10 protein-coding genes are annotated in these 16,166 nt (G+C 60.6%); all 10 read right to left on the reverse strand.

Annotation, left to right across the window (positions count from 1 at the left end):
* Nucleotides 1–62: 62 nt before the first annotated feature.
* Nucleotides 63–3,968, reverse strand: coding sequence for a TonB-dependent receptor (locus VGF98_09390; protein ID HEY1681836.1), 3,906 nt, complete (start codon nt 3,966–3,968; stop codon nt 63–65).
* A 219-nt stretch (nt 3,969–4,187) separates the two neighbouring features.
* Nucleotides 4,188–8,141 (reverse strand): TonB-dependent receptor, encoded by a 3,954-nt coding sequence (locus tag VGF98_09395; protein HEY1681837.1) that lies wholly within the window; start codon nt 8,139–8,141, stop codon nt 4,188–4,190.
* A gap of 143 nt (nt 8,142–8,284) precedes the next feature.
* Nucleotides 8,285–9,175, reverse strand: coding sequence for a succinate--CoA ligase subunit alpha (sucD, locus tag VGF98_09400; protein HEY1681838.1), 891 nt, complete (start codon nt 9,173–9,175; stop codon nt 8,285–8,287).
* Complete coding sequence (gene sucC, locus VGF98_09405) at nt 9,172–10,335, reverse strand: ADP-forming succinate--CoA ligase subunit beta (GenBank protein ID HEY1681839.1); 1,164 nt, start codon at nt 10,333–10,335, stop codon at nt 9,172–9,174. The genes sucD and sucC overlap by 4 nt, the downstream gene beginning before the upstream one ends.
* Nucleotides 10,332–11,489, reverse strand: coding sequence for an acyl-CoA dehydrogenase family protein (locus VGF98_09410; protein HEY1681840.1), 1,158 nt, complete (start codon nt 11,487–11,489; stop codon nt 10,332–10,334). The genes sucC and VGF98_09410 overlap by 4 nt, the downstream gene beginning before the upstream one ends.
* Complete coding sequence (locus VGF98_09415) at nt 11,489–12,325, reverse strand: 3-hydroxybutyryl-CoA dehydrogenase (GenBank protein HEY1681841.1); 837 nt, start codon at nt 12,323–12,325, stop codon at nt 11,489–11,491. The genes VGF98_09410 and VGF98_09415 overlap by 1 nt, the downstream gene beginning before the upstream one ends.
* 5 nt (nt 12,326–12,330) lie before the next feature.
* Nucleotides 12,331–13,674, reverse strand: coding sequence for a thiolase family protein (locus VGF98_09420; protein ID HEY1681842.1), 1,344 nt, complete (start codon nt 13,672–13,674; stop codon nt 12,331–12,333).
* Between the two features lie 57 nt (nt 13,675–13,731).
* Nucleotides 13,732–14,595, reverse strand: coding sequence for a cation diffusion facilitator family transporter (locus VGF98_09425; GenBank protein HEY1681843.1), 864 nt, complete (start codon nt 14,593–14,595; stop codon nt 13,732–13,734).
* 13 nt (nt 14,596–14,608) lie between these two features.
* Nucleotides 14,609–15,202, reverse strand: a complete 594-nt coding sequence (locus VGF98_09430; GenBank protein HEY1681844.1) for an isoprenylcysteine carboxylmethyltransferase family protein — start codon at nt 15,200–15,202, stop codon at nt 14,609–14,611.
* A gap of 9 nt (nt 15,203–15,211) precedes the next feature.
* Nucleotides 15,212–16,156 (reverse strand): GDP-mannose 4,6-dehydratase, encoded by a 945-nt coding sequence (locus VGF98_09435; protein ID HEY1681845.1) that lies wholly within the window; start codon nt 16,154–16,156, stop codon nt 15,212–15,214.
* Between the last annotated feature and the right edge of the window lie 10 nt (nt 16,157–16,166).

A 16,166-nucleotide genomic window follows, 5' to 3' on the forward strand; every position in this document is an offset into this window, starting at 1 on the left:
GCAAACGCAAAGAGCCTTCCGCCTAAGCGGAAGGCTCTCGTGGTCAACGCTCCGTTGTGGCGCTAGAGACGGATCTGAGCGTTAAAGTAGACTTGGAATGGAATCGCGTTGAACAGCGGTTGATACTGCTGGTTGAATACTCCAGGGTATCCCGCCGTTCCGTTGGCCGGATCGTGACCGGAGGCTCCGTAGAAGAATCCCGCACCCGGCTGATTGCCGACGTACGCGAAACCGTTCGGGGCGTATCCGCACACAATACCGTTCGGCTTGTACGCCGCGGTCCAATTTTCGGCCGAACCGCCGAAGCAGGTGTTGACGACGTTCGCCAACGTCGCGGTCAGTTGAATTCGCGGCGTCACTGCGTACCCGAACTGCAAGCCCATATTGAGCTGCCACGGTTCGCGGAACTGCGTTAAGCCGTCGAAGTTACCCGTCTGCGGATCGGGAATCGCGAGATATCCCGAGGTGACCGCACCCGAAAAACCGCAGGACTGGTAGTTGGCATACCCTTTGTATGGTGCACCGATGCCCGCGACGCCGCTCTGGTTGGCCGAGCATACGCGCGGATCCAGACCGACGATCGCAAGCGGAGAACCGTAGGTCGTGCCTTCGTTGAGAATGGCGTTCACCGTCGCCGTGAAGCGATCGTGCTTGAAGTTCAAGAAGCCGGTGAACACGTTGGGTGAGATGGCCGAGGACGTTACCGTATCCGGCGACGACTGCGGCGGGTTGTTCGCGTACGTATCGTACCAACCGTTGCGATCAAGCGTACCTTGGAGCGAGTCCCCGTAGTACGGATTCGCGATCGGTTGTTGCTTCGCTCCACAAACGCCGTTTTGCGACCCTCCGTTGCTTCCATTTGGGCCTTTCCCGTTGGTGCAATACCAGGGAGAACCGCCGCCTGCTTTGGTGAGACCGTTGAACGCCGTGATGTATCCGTTGATCACGTCGATGGCGTTCGAACCGTTCGCCAACGTACTGTATTTGATTTTCGCGTTGGTGTAGGTGTAGCTGAGCTGACCCGACAGACCGTTGCGTGACGGGTCGCCTTTTTGAATGGCGAGCTCGACACCTTCGGTGCGCTGCGTCGCGGCGTTAATCGCCGAGGCGAAGCTTCCGCCCAACGATACCGTCACGAGCTGGTTGGTCGTGTATCGATAGAATGGCGACAGCTTGAGCGTGACGTCCGTTCCCTTCAGATGCTCTTCGAACGACAAGTCGTAGTTGTTCGAAACCTGCACGGGATTGTCGTGGTTCGGCGTGTCGAATCCGAGCCCCCAGAAGTGCGTGAAGTCGAACTTCGCGGCCCCCAGGCCCGATGCGTTGAGGTACTGCTCGTACGCGGTTTGCGTCGGTTGCGTGTACCGGCCGTAGCTGAAACGAACGACGGTGTTCGGATCGAATGTGTACGTCCCGCCGACGCGCGGCGACCATTCGGGATGTGAGAAACCGTTAACGCCTTGGTTGGTGTACAGCATGCTTCCGTTCTTACCGTTCGGATGCAGCGCTTGTTTGCCGGACGGGGCGATGAGCGGTGAACCACCCGATTCGTAACACAATCCGGGCTTTTCGGCGGATCCGCTATTCGGAGCGATCACCGGGCCGGCTTGGCTCGGCGGCGATCCGAGCGGCACTTGCACGAGAATCGGCTGTCCCGTACCCGGATCGTAACAATAGGCGTTGGCCGCTTGCGCGAACCAGAAGTTGTTCTCGGCAGTGTCCGTATTCTGGAGATCGTAAACGTAACTTTCGAAACGAACGCCGAGGTTGAGGTCGAGTTTATCGTTCGGACGAAACTCGTCTTGGAGCGCCGCCGACGAAAACTGCGGTTGCACCTCGTTGATCGTACCGTAGCCTTGCGGCACGGTAACGATGAAGTTCGCGTTGGCCGCGCAAGCAGGCGAATTTTTCGGAAGATTCGCGCAGGCGCTTCCGCCGCTCCACGTCGATGGCGTCGGGTTCGAGTACGATCCCGCTGTGCCATTCTCGAGGCAGTTAGATAACGCTCCGGAGCCTGCGTCGTAGCACTGACCGTTGGCGCCCACCAAGTTCGTCACATTGCCCGGTGCGGCGTACCATTGGTTGTTCCAGCGCGTTACATTCGCCGTCGTGTAGTTGCCGGTGAAGGTCAACAAGTTTTGCGCGTTGACCTGATCTGCCGCCTGCAGTTGAAGTCCGCGCGTATGCGAGCTCAACTCGTAATCGGGCGACGGATAATCGGCGCCGGTGCTGAGGTAGCCATATCCGGTCACGAATTGGCCGGCGAAATTGGCCGACGACATGAGCCAGTCGGAATAGAACGTATAGCCGAGCAATCGCACGTAGGCGTTCGAACCGATATTCTTCTGGTATTGCAGCTTGATGATCGAACCGTCGTTCCACGTGGTATCGAGGTTCGTCGGCGAGATGCCCGCACCGGGACTGTGTTGGACTTGGCTCGGTGCGAAATACGTCGTCGATCCGACACCAGTGGCGCTCTGACCGAACGTCGTGCCGGGATTAAAGATCGTCGTGTCGGCGTAGCGCAGCGGAGATCCGCCGGTCGTCGCGCACGCGCCCGGACCGAACAGCACCGCGTTGTATCCGCACAAGTTGCTATACGGCCCATTGAGACCGTTATATGCTCCCGCGCCGAAGGCTTCGGCGTATCCGCTGGGTCCGCCCCAGCCGGCGAGGTTGCTGTTTAAGAAACCTAAACCGCCCTGTTGATCGATCGAGCCACCGAACTCTTGGTGATATCCAAAGTTGTAAAACAACGCTTGGATATCATCGCGGCCGGCATCGCCATGATGGGGGATGCCGAAGTGGAGGTTGATGATGTTCTCACGATCTTGCGTCACCAACGGCGTGCCCAGAAAGCCCGAGCCCGCCCATGGTGCGTAGGAGTTACAAACGGGGATGATGTTTACCGATGCGCCCTTAGGCGGCCCGTTGGGCGTACACGTCGAGTACGGACCGTTTCCGTAGTCGGTGAATACACCGGCGATCGGGTTGAAGTCCGACGAAAAGATTCCGTCTGGACCGCTGCCGTCGGTCGGAATCCCGGCACCGTTATTGTTGTCGATCGTGTTGTACGTTTGATTGTTGCCTTGGATGCCGACGTACCACGAGAACAAACGATCGGGCGTCGCGCCGCCGGCTTCGACGCCGGCCTTATGATAGAAGCCCGGCGTACCGATGCCGAGATTTGCTTGCGCATACCCCGGGAACGTGCCGGTCTTAATCACCTGGTTGACGTAGCCGCCGAGCGTTGCCGACGAGCCGCCGGCAGGCGAGCCGCCGGTGTACACTTCGGTCTCTTGCGAGCCTAAGTTTGAAAGCGATTGGCCGTTATAGTTGTCGAACGCGCGGTTGACGGGGATCCCGTCGTACTCGTAGCCGACTTGACTGTACGCCGAACCGCGAATGTAGTAGACCTGGCCGAAGCCATACATGCCGATCTGCGACGTTACGCCAGGCTGCGAATAAATCGCAGAGTAGGCGCTGTCGAGATTGTAGCCACCGCCGGTGCCTTGCACCGCTTGCTGGGTGGCGGAATTGACAGAGTAGACGTCGGCTGTCGTACCGGATTTAACGAGGTTTCCGGACGCGGTCGACGACACGTGAACGATCGTTTTTAGGGCACCCTTTTGCACCCGCAGAGCGAGATTTTGAGCTTGGTCGGCAAAAACGACCACGCCCGGGTTGGAGGCTGGTGCGTACCCTGGCTTGCTCACCGAAACGATGTACGTGTCGGGCGCAAGCGAGAGGAACGAAAAATGGCCGCCGCCGTCGGTGGTGGCGGTAACCGTCTGCGAAGCGGACGCGGCTTTGACCGCGGCGCCCGCGACGGGGGCTCCGGTTTCGTCGGTGACTTGGCCGCTGAGGCCGCCGGTCGTTCCCGCCAGAACCCATGTTCCCTGGACGAGGAATGCGACCAGGAGCGCAACTGCCAAACCCGCTCGACGAAGCGTGCGTGAAGTACTCATTGCTCCTCGATCCTTATTACAAGGGATGCACGGCGCGACGCCCCGTTCGTCGCCCCATTGGAAGGGCGAAATGTGCGCCGGCCGTTACCTGAGGAAGCGCTGAGGCCAACCGGGTTGTGACACAGGTCGACCTGCTCCCGTTGCCCGCACACAAAAAGCCCCCGCTCTTTCGAACGGGGGCTTTATTTTTCCGGCGCCTTCCGGCGCTAGACCAACCTGCTAGAGGCGGATCTGAGCGTTGAAGTACACCTGGAAGGGAAGGGCGCCGAACAGCGGTTGATACTGCGAGTTGAACACGCCGGGGTATCCCGCCGTGCCGTTCGCCGGATCGTGACCCGATGCTCCGTAGAAGAAGCCCGCGCCGGGCTGGTTGCCGATGTAGGTTTGGCCATTGCCGGCATAGGCGCAAACGATGTTGTTCGGGTTGTACTTCGCCGTCCAACTCTCAGCCGAACCGCCGAAGCACGTGTTCAACACGTTCGCCAGCGTCGCGGTGAGGTGGATACGCGGAGTAACATCGTACCCGAACTGCAGACCCATGTTGAGCTGCCACGGTTCGCGGAATTGGCCGACGTTGTCAAACGTACCGGTTTGGGGATCCGGGATCGCTAAGTTGCCCGACGCAACGAACGTCGAGGGGCCGCAGGTTTGGAAGTCTGCATACCCTGCGTACTTCGAGTTGCCGGCAATGCCGGATTGATTGCCCGAACACGTACGCGGATCGAGCCCAATGATACTGAGCGGCGAACCGTATGAGGTGCCTTCGTTCAGGATCGCGTTCACGGTTGCGGTGAACTTGTCGTGCTTGTAGTTCAAGAAACCAGCAAACACGTTGGGCGAGATTGCCGATAGCCCCTCATCCGGAGTGGCCTGCGGCGGTTCGTTCGGATAGGTATCGTACCAACCGTTGCGATCGAGCAACCCTTGCGGGCCTTCGCTGTAGTACGGGTTGGCGATCGGAGCTTGACCCGGACCGCACTGACCGTTCGCGGACGGACCATTGCTGCCGTTCGGGCCTTTAGCGTTGGTGCAATACCACGGTGAGCCACCGCCGGCTTTGGTCAGCTTATTGAAGCCGTTGATGTAGTTGTTGATGATGTCGATACCATTCGACCCGTTCGCCAACGTCGAATACTTAATCTTCGCGTCGGTGTAGGTGTAGCTGAACTGACCCGACAGGCCATTGCGGCTCGGATCACCTTTTTGAATGGCGAGTTCGACGCCCGAGGTTTTCTGCGTCGCCGCGTTAATCGCGGAGGCGAAGTTACCACCCAGCGAAATCGTGACCAGCTGGTTCGTCGTCCAACGATAGAACGGCGAGAGCTTCAACGATACGTCTGTGTTCGCGAAATGCTTTTCGTACGACAGATCGTAGTTGTTGGATACCTGCACCGGGTTATCGTGATCCGGCGTGTTGAAGCCGAGTCCCCAGAAGTAGGTATAGTCAAACTTCGCAGCTCCCAAACCCGAAGCATTGCTGTACTGTTCGTACGCAGTTTGCGTCGGTTGGGTGAAGCGGCCGTAGTTGAAGCGCAGCACGTCGTTCGGATCGAACGAGTAGGTGCCGCCGATACGAGGCGACCATTCCGGATGCGAGAAACCCGTCGCACCTTGGTTGGTGTACAGCTGGCTTCCATTCTTACCGTTCGGATGGCGGGCCTGAATGCCCGACGGCGAGATATACGGCGTGCCATCGCCATTGTAGCAAAGTCCGGCAGTCTCGCCGGCACCGGAATTCGGAAGGATCTGCGGGCCTAAGGAGCCTGGAGAAGATCCGGGAGTGATATTCTGCAGAATCGGTTGCCCGGTTTTCGGGTCGTAGCAATACGCATTCGCGGCTTGGTTGAACCAGAAGTTAAACTCCGGGTTTACCGTGTTGCCGAGATCGTAGACGTAACTTTCGAAGCGAACGCCGGCGTTGATGTCCCATTTGTCTCCGGGACGCCATTCATCCGTCAGCGCGAGCGACGAGAACTGCGGTTGCACCGTGTTCAGTGTTCCGTAACCTTGCGGCACGGTCACTTGGAAGGAGGCACCCGCGGCGCAGGCGGGTGATCCAGCAATACCGTTTGCCGGAGCACATGCACTGTTGGTTGTCCAGCCTTGGGTTGGGCCACCGTTGCCGATACCCGTTCCAGCGCCCGTGTATCCGCCCGCAGTAGAACCAAGTAAACAGTTCGACTGCGCGCCCGACGACCAGTTGTAACATTGGCCGTTTTTCCCGATGAGGTTCGTCACGTTACCGGGAGCGGAATAGAACTGGTTGTTCCAGCGCACGACCGTCGCGGTCGTGTAGTTGCCGGTGAACGAAATTAAGTTCTGAGCGTTGATCTGGTCCGATGCTTGTAACTGAACACCACGAGTGTGCGTGTCCAGTTCGTAGTCCGGAGCCGGATAGTCCGCACCGGTCGTGCCGTATCCGTATCCGCTGAAACCTTCGCCCGCAACGTTCGCGTTGGACTGTAGCCAGTCGGAGTAGGAGGAGTATCCCATAATACGGACGTACGCGCTCGAGCCGAAGTTCTTTTGATACTGCAGCTTGATGATGGACGCGTCGTTCCACGTGGTGTCCGTATTGCTCGGCGAAATTGTGGTTCCCGCCGCGTAGGAGCCTTGGCTGGGCGCCAGGTAGCGCGTCGCCTGCGCCGTCGCAGCGTTCTGTCCGAACGCCGTTCCGGGCTGGAAGATCTGCGTGTCGTAGTACTTCAGCGTGGATGCTCCGAAACCGCACCCTTCGCTAATGCCGAACTCGGCAAGTACCGCGTTGTAACCGCACAAGTTGCTGTACGGTCCGTTTTCGCGAGCGTACGGGCCGACTCCGAAATCCTGTTCGGCAATGCCGTTCGGACCGCCCCAGCCGGAGAGATTGCTGTTCAACGTCGCGAGTCCACCCTGCTGAGCGATGTTGCCACCGAAGTCTTGATGGTAGGCGAAGTTGTAGAACAGCGCTTGCACGTCGTCACGGCCCGCGTCGTTCTTATGCGGGATGCCGAAGTGGAAGTTCATGACGTTTTCGCGATCTTGCGTGTCCATCGGAAGACCGAGGAAGCCGCCCTGCCACGGGATGTACGAGTTACAGACCGGAATTCCGAGCTCGCTCAGCGAGCCTTTCGGAATCTGGCCCGTGCCGTTATTTCCGGCACCGCCGCACGTCGACCATGGGCCGTTATAGTATGAGGTGAATAGGCCGGCCACCGGATTGAAGAACGAGTTGAAGATGCCGTACTGGCTGCTTCCATCGTTTGCAATGCCCGCGCCGTCGCTGTTGTCAATCGTGCGATACGACTGATCGGAACCTTGGAAACCGACATACCATGAGAAGAGACGATCCGGGGTCGCACCACCGGCTTCAACGCCGGCTTTATGGTAGAAGCCCGGCGTTCCAAGACCGAAGTTGCCCTGGGCATAGCCCGGGAACGTACCGGTCTTGATGACCTGGTTGATGTAACCGGCCAACGTCGCCGACGTGCCGCTGGCGGGCGAACCGCCGGTGTACACTTCGGTTTCTTGCGAGCCTAAGCTCGAAAGCGAGTTGGCGTTGTAGTTATCGAAGGCACGGTTGACGGGGACACCGTCATACTCGTAACCGACTTGGCTGTAGGACGAGCCGCGGATGTAGTACACCTGGCCGAAGCCGTAGTTACCGATCTGCGACGTGACGCCCGGCTGCGAGTAAATCGCAGAGTAGGCGCTGTCCAGGTTATAGCCGCCGCCGCTGCCCATCACCGTTTGTTGGGTCGCGGAGTTGACGGAATAGACGTCGGCCGTGGTGCCCGATTTTACCAGGCTTCCGGCTGCCGTTGCCGCCACGTGCGCGATTTGACGAAGACCCTTCGGTAACCGAAGAGCCAACGTTTGCGATTGGTCGGCGAAAACTGATACACCCGGATAGCTATTCGGGTTGTAGCCTTGCTTGGTTACCGTCACGACGTACGTGTCGGGAGCAAGCGAAATGAATGAGAAGTGTCCGCCGCCGTCTGTGGTAGCAGTGGCCGTTTGCGAAGCCGAGGTGACCTTTACGGCCGCACCTGCGACTGGAGCTCCGGTTTCATCCGATACCTGACCGCTTAAGCTGCCCGTCGTTCCCGCCAGTACCCATGTTGCCTGGGCGAGAAAGGCGACGAGCAGCGCTACGGCCATGACGACGTGACGGAGGGTCCGTGAAGTCTTCATTCTGTTCCCTCAATCAGTTGTGCTGTGGTCGCATCAAAAAAGGAGGCGAAGCGGCAAAAATCCTCAGCCGCCTCCCTGTTTGATGTGAAGCGGCACTTTTTCGTTGGTGACTTACGTTCCTTTAAGAATGCTGAGGAGAGCCGCTATGCTTGCGAAGCACTCATCCCAGCAATCCGGCGGGCAAGCAGACCCGGAACCTCGGACGGGCGGTCCGCAACGGGGACCCCCGCAGCTTGAAACGCTTCGATCTTGCTCTTGGCAGTTCCAAAGGTGCCCGAGACGATCGCCCCGGCGTGGCCGAGCGATTTCCCGGGCGGCGCGTTCCGCCCGCCGATAAAGGCCACGATCGGCGTGCGCGGCAGATGCTCGGCAATGAAGGCCGCGGCGTCTTCCTCATCGGACCCGCCGATCTCGCCGCACAAAACGATCGCGCTCGTTTGAGAATCGTTCGCAAATTCGCGTAAGCAATCCACGAAGGTCGTTCCGATGATCGGATCGCCGCCGACACCGACGCAGGTCGATTGGCCGAGCCCCGCCCGCGTGAGTCCATCGACGACTTCGTACGTCAAGGTGCCGGAGCGCGAAACCAAGCCGACATTGCCCTCGAGAAAAATGTGGCCGGGCATGATGCCGACCGACGATTTGCCGGGAGAGATTAACCCCGGGCAGTTGGGCCCGATGATCCGCATGCCCGGCGTGGTTCCCACCACCTTGAGCACGTCGTGTACCGGCACGCCTTCGGTAATACACACCGCCGTCCCGATTCCAGCGTAATACGCTTCGAACAGCGCGTCGGCCGCAAACGGTGGCGGCACGAAGATACAGGTGTGGGTCGCGCCGGTTGCGGCAACCGCGTCCTTAACCGTATCGAACACCGGCAACCCGTGCGACCTCGTCTGTCCGCCTTTGCCGGGGGTCACGCCGCCGACGATGTTGGTGCCGTATTTGAGCATCCGCTCGGTGTGGTGCGAGCCTTCGGCACCGGTGATGCCTTGCACGATCACCTTGCTGTTTTTATCGAGGAAAATACTCACGCCGCGGCCTCCACGGCGCGCTTAGCGCCTTCGTCCATCGTTTCGACCGGCGTCATCCCGGCCTCGGCCAAAATCCGCCGGCCTTCTTCTTCGTTATTACCGGTCAGGCGAATGACCAGCGGGATTTTACGCGAGCTGGTCGTCGCCATTGCGTCCACGATACCCCGCGCGACTTCGTCGCCACGCGTGATTCCACCAAAGATGTTGATGAAGAACGACTTGGCGCCGGTGTTGTTGACGACCAGCTCGTAACATTTGCGCACGCGTTCGGCGTTAGCGCCGCCGCCGACATCGAGAAAGTTCGCGACTTTGCCGCCGGCGAACGCGACCGCGTCCATCGTAGCCATCGCCAAACCCGCGCCGTTGGCCATCGTACCGACGGTTCCGTCGAAGCGTAGGAAGTTGCGGATTCCTAAGCCGGCGCTGCTCGCCAATCGCTCGTCCTCATCGAGCGGTAACGCCTCTTGCCACTTCGCGAATTCGGGATGGCGAAACAGCGCATCGTCATCGAGTTCGACTTTAGCATCGGAGGCGACGACCTTACCGTCTTTGGTGAGCGCGAGCGGATTGATTTCGACCAGTTTAGCGCCGTACTCAAAAAAAAGTTCGTACAGCGCTCCGACAATCGCCGGTAGTTGCTTACGATAACCTGGATCGAGCTGCGCGTCGAACGCCAACTGCCGCCCGATGAAGGGTGAGTAGCCGATGGCCGTATCGATGTAGGCTTTCGCGATCGACTCGGGGTGATGCTCGGACACTTCCTCGATATCCATGCCGCCGAAACGGCTGACCATGATCACGGGTCTTTTCTGAGCCCGGTCGATCGTAATCGCGCAGTAGGCTTCTTTTTCGATCGGAAGTTTCTCTTCGACCAGCAACGATTTGATCGGTTCGCCGTTGGGATTCTGCCTGTTCGGTGGCATCGGCGTCGCCAAGATGTTTTGTGCGACGTGCCGGCCTTCGTCGGCGCCGGTTGCGAATTGAATTTTGCCGGCCTTCCCGCGACCGCCCATCAAGACTTGCGCTTTGACGACCCACTCGCCGGCCTGTTCTTTCAAAAAGTCCGCGACGTGCTGCGCGGTTGGGGCGTGGCTGTTGCGCGGAACGGGAATCCCGGCCCGGCGAAACAGCTCCTTGCCCTGATACTCCATGAGGTTCATTCAAATTTTCCCAATAGCGAACGAGCGATGATGATCTGTTGAATTTCGGACGTGCCTTCGTAGATCTCGGTGACCTTGGCATCGCGATAGTGCCGTTCGACAGCGAACTCGGTCGTGTAACCGTAACCGCCGTGAATTTGCAGCGCTTCCGCGGCATGCTTTCGCGCGGCGGTCGACGCAAACAGTTTGGCTTTTGACGCTTCAATCGTGAACGGACGGCCCGCGTCGGCCAGCGCGGCTGCGCGATACAGTAGAAGTCGCGCGGCGTCGAGATCCATCGCCATCTGCGCGATTTTGAACGATACGCCTTCGAACGCACCGATCGGTTTGCCGAATGCAATTCGCTCCTTTGCGAACTGCACGGATTCGTCCAAACACGCTGCGAGAATGCCGACGGCTTGCGCGGTGATACCGATCCGACCGGAGGTCAACGCCGTCATCGCACCACCGAAACCGTCGCCTTCGCTGCCGAGCAGCGCGTCGCCGGGAATCTTCGCGTCTTCGAACGCGAGATCGCACGTGTTGCTCGTGCGAATTCCAAGCTTATCGGTAACGCGCTCGACGACGATGCCGGTGGTACCGCGCGGTATTAAGAACGCGCTGACGCCCTTAGGGCCGGGGCCGCCGGTGCGGAACATGCCCATTACGACGTCGCAGTAGCTGCCGTTGGTACACCATTGCTTGCGACCGTTCAACACGTATCCGTCATCTTGACGGCGAGCGGTCGAGCGAAGCGAAGCCGCGTCCGAACCGGCATCGGATTCCGTCAGCGCAAATCCGGCAATCGTGTCGCCGGTCGCCAACTGCGGCAACCAACGTTCTTTTTGTGCGTCGCTACCGAGCCGCGAAATGGCGGCGCAAATCATGGAATGCACCGACACCGTAACGGCCGTGCCGGCGTCCACTCGAGCCAGCTCTTCGATCGCGAGTGCGTACGATACGTAATCGGCGCCGACCCCGCCATACGCTTCGGGAACGATGATGCCCATGATGCCGGCGTCGGTTAACTTTTTGTATAACTCGCGCGGAAACGTATGCTCGCGATCCCACTGCGCGATGTGCGGAGCGATTTCGCGTTGCGCGATCTCGGCTGCCAGCCCGCCGATAGCGCGTTGGTCGGCGGTCAGTTCGAACGCGATCGACGTCGAATCCATTAATACGTGTAGAAGCCGCGGCCGCTCTTGCGTCCCAGCCAACCGGCGGCGACATATTGCCGCAGTAGCGGACACGGCCGGTATTTGCTATCGCCGAACCCGTCGTGCAGCACTTCCATAATCGCCAAACACGTGTCGAGCCCGATGAAATCGGCCAGCGTCAGCGGCCCCATCGGATGATTCATGCCAAGCTTCATAACGGTGTCGATGGCTTCGGGCGTCGCGACGCCTTCGTATACCGTGTAGATCGCTTCGTTGATCATCGGCATCAACACGCGGTTCGAGACGAATCCCGGGAAGTCGCGCACTTCGACCGGCGTCTTGCCCATCTGTGCGGCTAGATCGCGCGTAAACTCGAACGTCTCTTGCGACGTCGCGATGCCCCGGATAATTTCGACCAGCTGCATCACCGGCACCGGATTCATGAAGTGCATGCCGATCACGCGCTCCGGGCGCGCGGTAACTGCGGCTATTTCGGTGATCGAAATCGACGACGTATTACTCGCTAATCGCGCGTTTACCGAACACTGTGCGTCGAGCAGGCGAAAGAGTTCGAGCTTGATCTCCAAACGCTCGGTCGCCGCCTCGATCGCCAGATCGACGTCGAAGGCATCGATCGCCGGCGCGGGCGCGATTCGCCCCAGGACGGCGTTGCGGTCGGCTGCCGTTAGCCGGCCTTTCTCGACCGATCGATCGAGGTTCTTTTCGATGCCGGCCAATCCGCGTTCGATATATTCGGGGCTACGGTCGTTGAGCAACACGTCGTGGCCGCTCGTCGCAGCGACCTGCGCGATGCCGGCGCCCATTTGGCCGGCACCGATAACCGCTATCTTCATTCCGCCTACTCGACTTTGATCAACAAAGCGTCGCCTTGTCCACCGCCCGAACAAATCGACGCAATTCCGTATCCGCCGCCGCGTTTGCGCAACTGATTGATCAGGGTTCCGACGATGCGCGTTCCGGACGCGCCGATCGGATGGCCCATCGCGACCGCACCGCCGAAGCGGTTGATGTTGATCTCGTCCAGGCCGAGATGGCGAGCCGATGTGATTGCGACGGCCGAAAACGCCTCGTTGATTTCCCACACAGCGATGTCGTCGCGCGTGAGGCCGGCGCGATCGAGCATTTTCTGCGCGGCCATCGCGGGCGTGATGCAGATGTACGGCGAGTCCCACGCCACGTCGGCATGATCCAACACCGTAGCGAGCACTTCGCGTCCGTGCTGGGCTGCGTAACCCGCATCGGCCAGGATCATCGCTGCCGCGCCGTCGTTGACGCCCGGCGCGTTGGCTGCCGTAATCGTACCGCCCGGATCGAGCGGGCGCAGTTTTGCCATCGCTTCCGCGCTGGCATCCGTGCGTACCGATTCATCGCGGTCGACCGTCGTCGAGGCTTCATTGCCGGTGACGAACGGAGCGTATTTTTCGTAATCTAGCGTGAACTGTTCGGATGGTTGATGATCCCACATACGATTCGAACCGCCTCCGACCGAGGCCGGGACGCGAACCTGGCCGCGACGCGGGAGCGCGTCGACCACAACTTTTCCGCGCGACTTGGTCGCGACGCGAACGGGAACGATTTCGGCATCGAAGTGACCCGCGGCGTGCGTTTCGGCCGCGCGTTGATGGCTTGCAAGCGCGAAACGATCTTGATCTTCGCGTGATAAACCGAGTTCGGTAGCGACTAGATTTCCTTGCGACGACATCGTCATCGGAAAATATTGATCCCACAGTCCGTCGTAGACCATCGCGTCGACCAGCTCGCCGTTACCGAAGCGGTATCCGAACCGTGCGCTGCGCAGCAGATACGGCGCGTTCGACATCGACTCCATGCCGCCGGCGGCGACGACCGTACGCGCTCCGGCGTTGATCGACCGCATCGCGTACGCGATCGCGACGAGACCCGACGCGCAAACTTTGTTGACCGTTTCGGCGGTTACGGTTTTCGCAAGGCCGGATTTAAAGATCACTTGGCGAGCCGGATTTTGTCCCGCACCGGCTTGCAGCACTTGACCGAAAATGGCGTGGTCGACGTCGCTCGGATCGATGCCCGCGCGCTCGATGGCTGCCGCCAACGCGACCGCGCCGAGCGTCGTGGCCTCGAGCGGAGCGAGACCGCCGCCGAGCTTACCGAATGGCGTGCGAGCGGTCGAGAGGACGACCGCTTTGGATGACGTGGAATTCATAACCGAGTCGGCTTCGCCCGGCTCGAGGTCCGCCCCTCGCCCTTGGTTATGACGGCCTTAATGCGCGACCACGACCGGACAGTTGTCGCATTCGAACTGTACCGTCACATGCCCGATACGAAAGTCCCGCTTCAGACATTCGTCGATTTCGCGCAATATCGTGGCCGCCTCGCTGATTCGCCGGTCCTCGAGCAACACGTGTGCGGACAGGGCATACGACGAGCTGCCGATCGACCAAACGTGCAGATCGTGCAAGCCGCCGACGCCCGCTATCCGCCGTAGCCGCGCTTCCACTGCGTCCGGGTCGAGGCCCGGCGGAACGCTTTCGAGCAAGACGTCGACGGCCTCGCGCATCAATCGGAAGACACCGGCCACGATCATCGCTGCGACGAGCAACGAAAGCGCGGGATCGATCCAGGCGCGATGCGTAAGCGCGATCGCGACGCCGCCGATGACGACGGCGATCGCACCGAGTGCGTCGCCCAGCACGTGAAATAGTGCGCCGCGCACGTTGACATCGTGTTCTCCGCGTTCGCGCAACGCCAGCGCCGCAACGGCGTTCAAGATCAAGCCGACGGCCGCGACGATCGTCATGATCGTCGTTTGCGGCTGCACCGGCACAGAAAAACGACGGGCCGCTTCGAATGCGATAACGACGGTCGCGACCAGCAACAGCGTCCCGTTGACGAGGGCGCCGAGAATTTCGATGCGCCCGTATCCAAACGTGCGCCGCACGTCGGCCGGCCGCGCGGCCGCGATGGATGCGGCGAGCGCCAAAACCAATGCGAAAATATCGGTGCAGACGTGCACTGCATCGGTCGTCAACGCCAAGCTGTGCGAACGAATTCCGCCCCAAAACTCCAGCGCCGCCACCGCGATGGAGGCAGCCAGCGCGATCGTTAACCCGCGGCGTGCCGACACGAAGAAGCCTCGCCTATTCTCTCGTTTTAAATGCGAGGACGGCCAACATTGCTGCGAAGGTGACGAACGTTCGCGTTTCCGCACTGCGGATAACCTCAGGCCGCCACGCGCCCCGGCCCTCATCCCACGGTGTCGTACGCGGAAGTAGCGGCGGTACGTTTTCGCGGTACCGGTTGAACTCGTGACCGAACTCGCCGAGCAGAAACTGCTCTTCATGCGGTACGATCGTCGCGTACACGCCGGCCATTACGCCGAGCGACGCGGCGATCGCTGCGATTCGCCGGCCCGGCCGAAGCCCACCGGTGAACGCGATCGCGAATCCGGCCGCAGTGATAAAATTGCCGACGTACAGCGGATTCCGTACGTAGGCGTACGGCCCGGCCGAAACGAGCTCGGGCGCTTCGACCTTGTCGCCACGGGTCGTGACACCCGAATAACCGACGGCCCAGCAGCGGAGCAGTTCGCCGGCGATGGCGAGCGGAATTCCGACGCGGGCGCTGGCGCGCGTCGGCTTACCGGTGAGTGCTAGGAGGACGGCCGGCAGCGCTAAGAGCGTGCCCCGATTTTTGAAAACGAACGCCTGCACGCTTTCGGGTGAATCTGCCATATGCGGGCCTTACGAACTCTCGCCGGGTTTTCCCGGCACGGCCGAGCGGTAGATGTCACGCAGCGATTGCGACAGTGGAATCGCCGGATGCCAGCCGGTCGCCGCTTCGAGTTTCTGCGCGCTACCCACAAAAACCGGAACGTCGAGCGGGCGCATCCGTTCGGGATCCTCGCGCACTTCGACCGGAACCCCAGCGATGGCGATGAGCTCGCGCAAGACGTCGCGCACGGTTCGGCCGGCGCCGCTGCATACGTTGTAGATTTCACCGGACGTACCGTCGCGCGCTAACGCGACGTATGCCGCGACGACGTCGCGCACGTCCAGAAAGTCGCGCACGGCGTTGAGATTACCAACCATGAGGACCGGCGAGGACGCGCCTCCGGCGATCGTCGCCAGTTGCCGCGCAAAGCTAGGAACCACGAATCGTTCGTTCTGTCCGGGCCCGATGTGATTGAACGCGCGAGCAACGACGACGTCGAGGCCGAAGCAACGGCTTTCCGCCAACAAGACGGCTTCGGCGCCGGCCTTACTCGCGGCATACGGCGTCGCCGGCGCCGGCAGCGTCGATTCGCGCAACGGCATCTCGCCGGCCGAACGCGCCCCGTATACTTCGGCCGAACTCGTAAAGAGAATGCGCGGCATCGCGCGCCCGTCCGCATAGGCGCGCACTGCCGAAGCGAGATGCGCCGTGCCGACGACATTCGTTCGATACGTCGCGACCGGCGACGCGAACGATTCGGGAACGAACGTCTGTGCCGCCAAATGAAAGACCAGATCGGGGCGCGCGATGTCGAGGGCCGCGGCAATCGCGGCCGGATCGTCGAGATCCAACGCGAACACGTCCGGCCCGTCGTGCGGACCACCGCACGCGAACACCGAAGCACCGCCGGCTTCCAATGCCGCGGTGAGGTAACGGCCGACAAAACCGGTCGCGCCGGTGACGAGCGTACGCATCGCGAAGCGA

It is taken from the genome of Candidatus Tumulicola sp. (assembly GCA_036490475.1).
GTDB lineage: Bacteria > Vulcanimicrobiota > Vulcanimicrobiia > Vulcanimicrobiales > Vulcanimicrobiaceae > Tumulicola.

Bases quoted from the DNA above. Each gene is read 5' to 3' on its own strand.
- sucC (HEY1681839.1), bottom strand. From the start codon at position 10,335: ATGAACCTCATGGAGTATCAGGGCAAGGAGCTGTTTCGCCGGGCCGGG.
- VGF98_09430 (HEY1681844.1), bottom strand. From the start codon at position 15,202: ATGGCAGATTCACCCGAAAGCGTGCAGGCGTTCGTTTTCAAAAATCGG.
- VGF98_09415 (HEY1681841.1), bottom strand. From the start codon at position 12,325: ATGAAGATAGCGGTTATCGGTGCCGGCCAAATGGGCGCCGGCATCGCG.
- VGF98_09420 (HEY1681842.1), bottom strand. From the start codon at position 13,674: ATGAATTCCACGTCATCCAAAGCGGTCGTCCTCTCGACCGCTCGCACG.
- VGF98_09395 (HEY1681837.1), bottom strand. From the start codon at position 8,141: ATGAAGACTTCACGGACCCTCCGTCACGTCGTCATGGCCGTAGCGCTG.
- VGF98_09410 (HEY1681840.1), bottom strand. From the start codon at position 11,489: ATGGATTCGACGTCGATCGCGTTCGAACTGACCGCCGACCAACGCGCT.
- VGF98_09435 (HEY1681845.1), bottom strand. From the start codon at position 16,156: ATGCGTACGCTCGTCACCGGCGCGACCGGTTTTGTCGGCCGTTACCTC.
- VGF98_09390 (HEY1681836.1), bottom strand. From the start codon at position 3,968: ATGAGTACTTCACGCACGCTTCGTCGAGCGGGTTTGGCAGTTGCGCTC.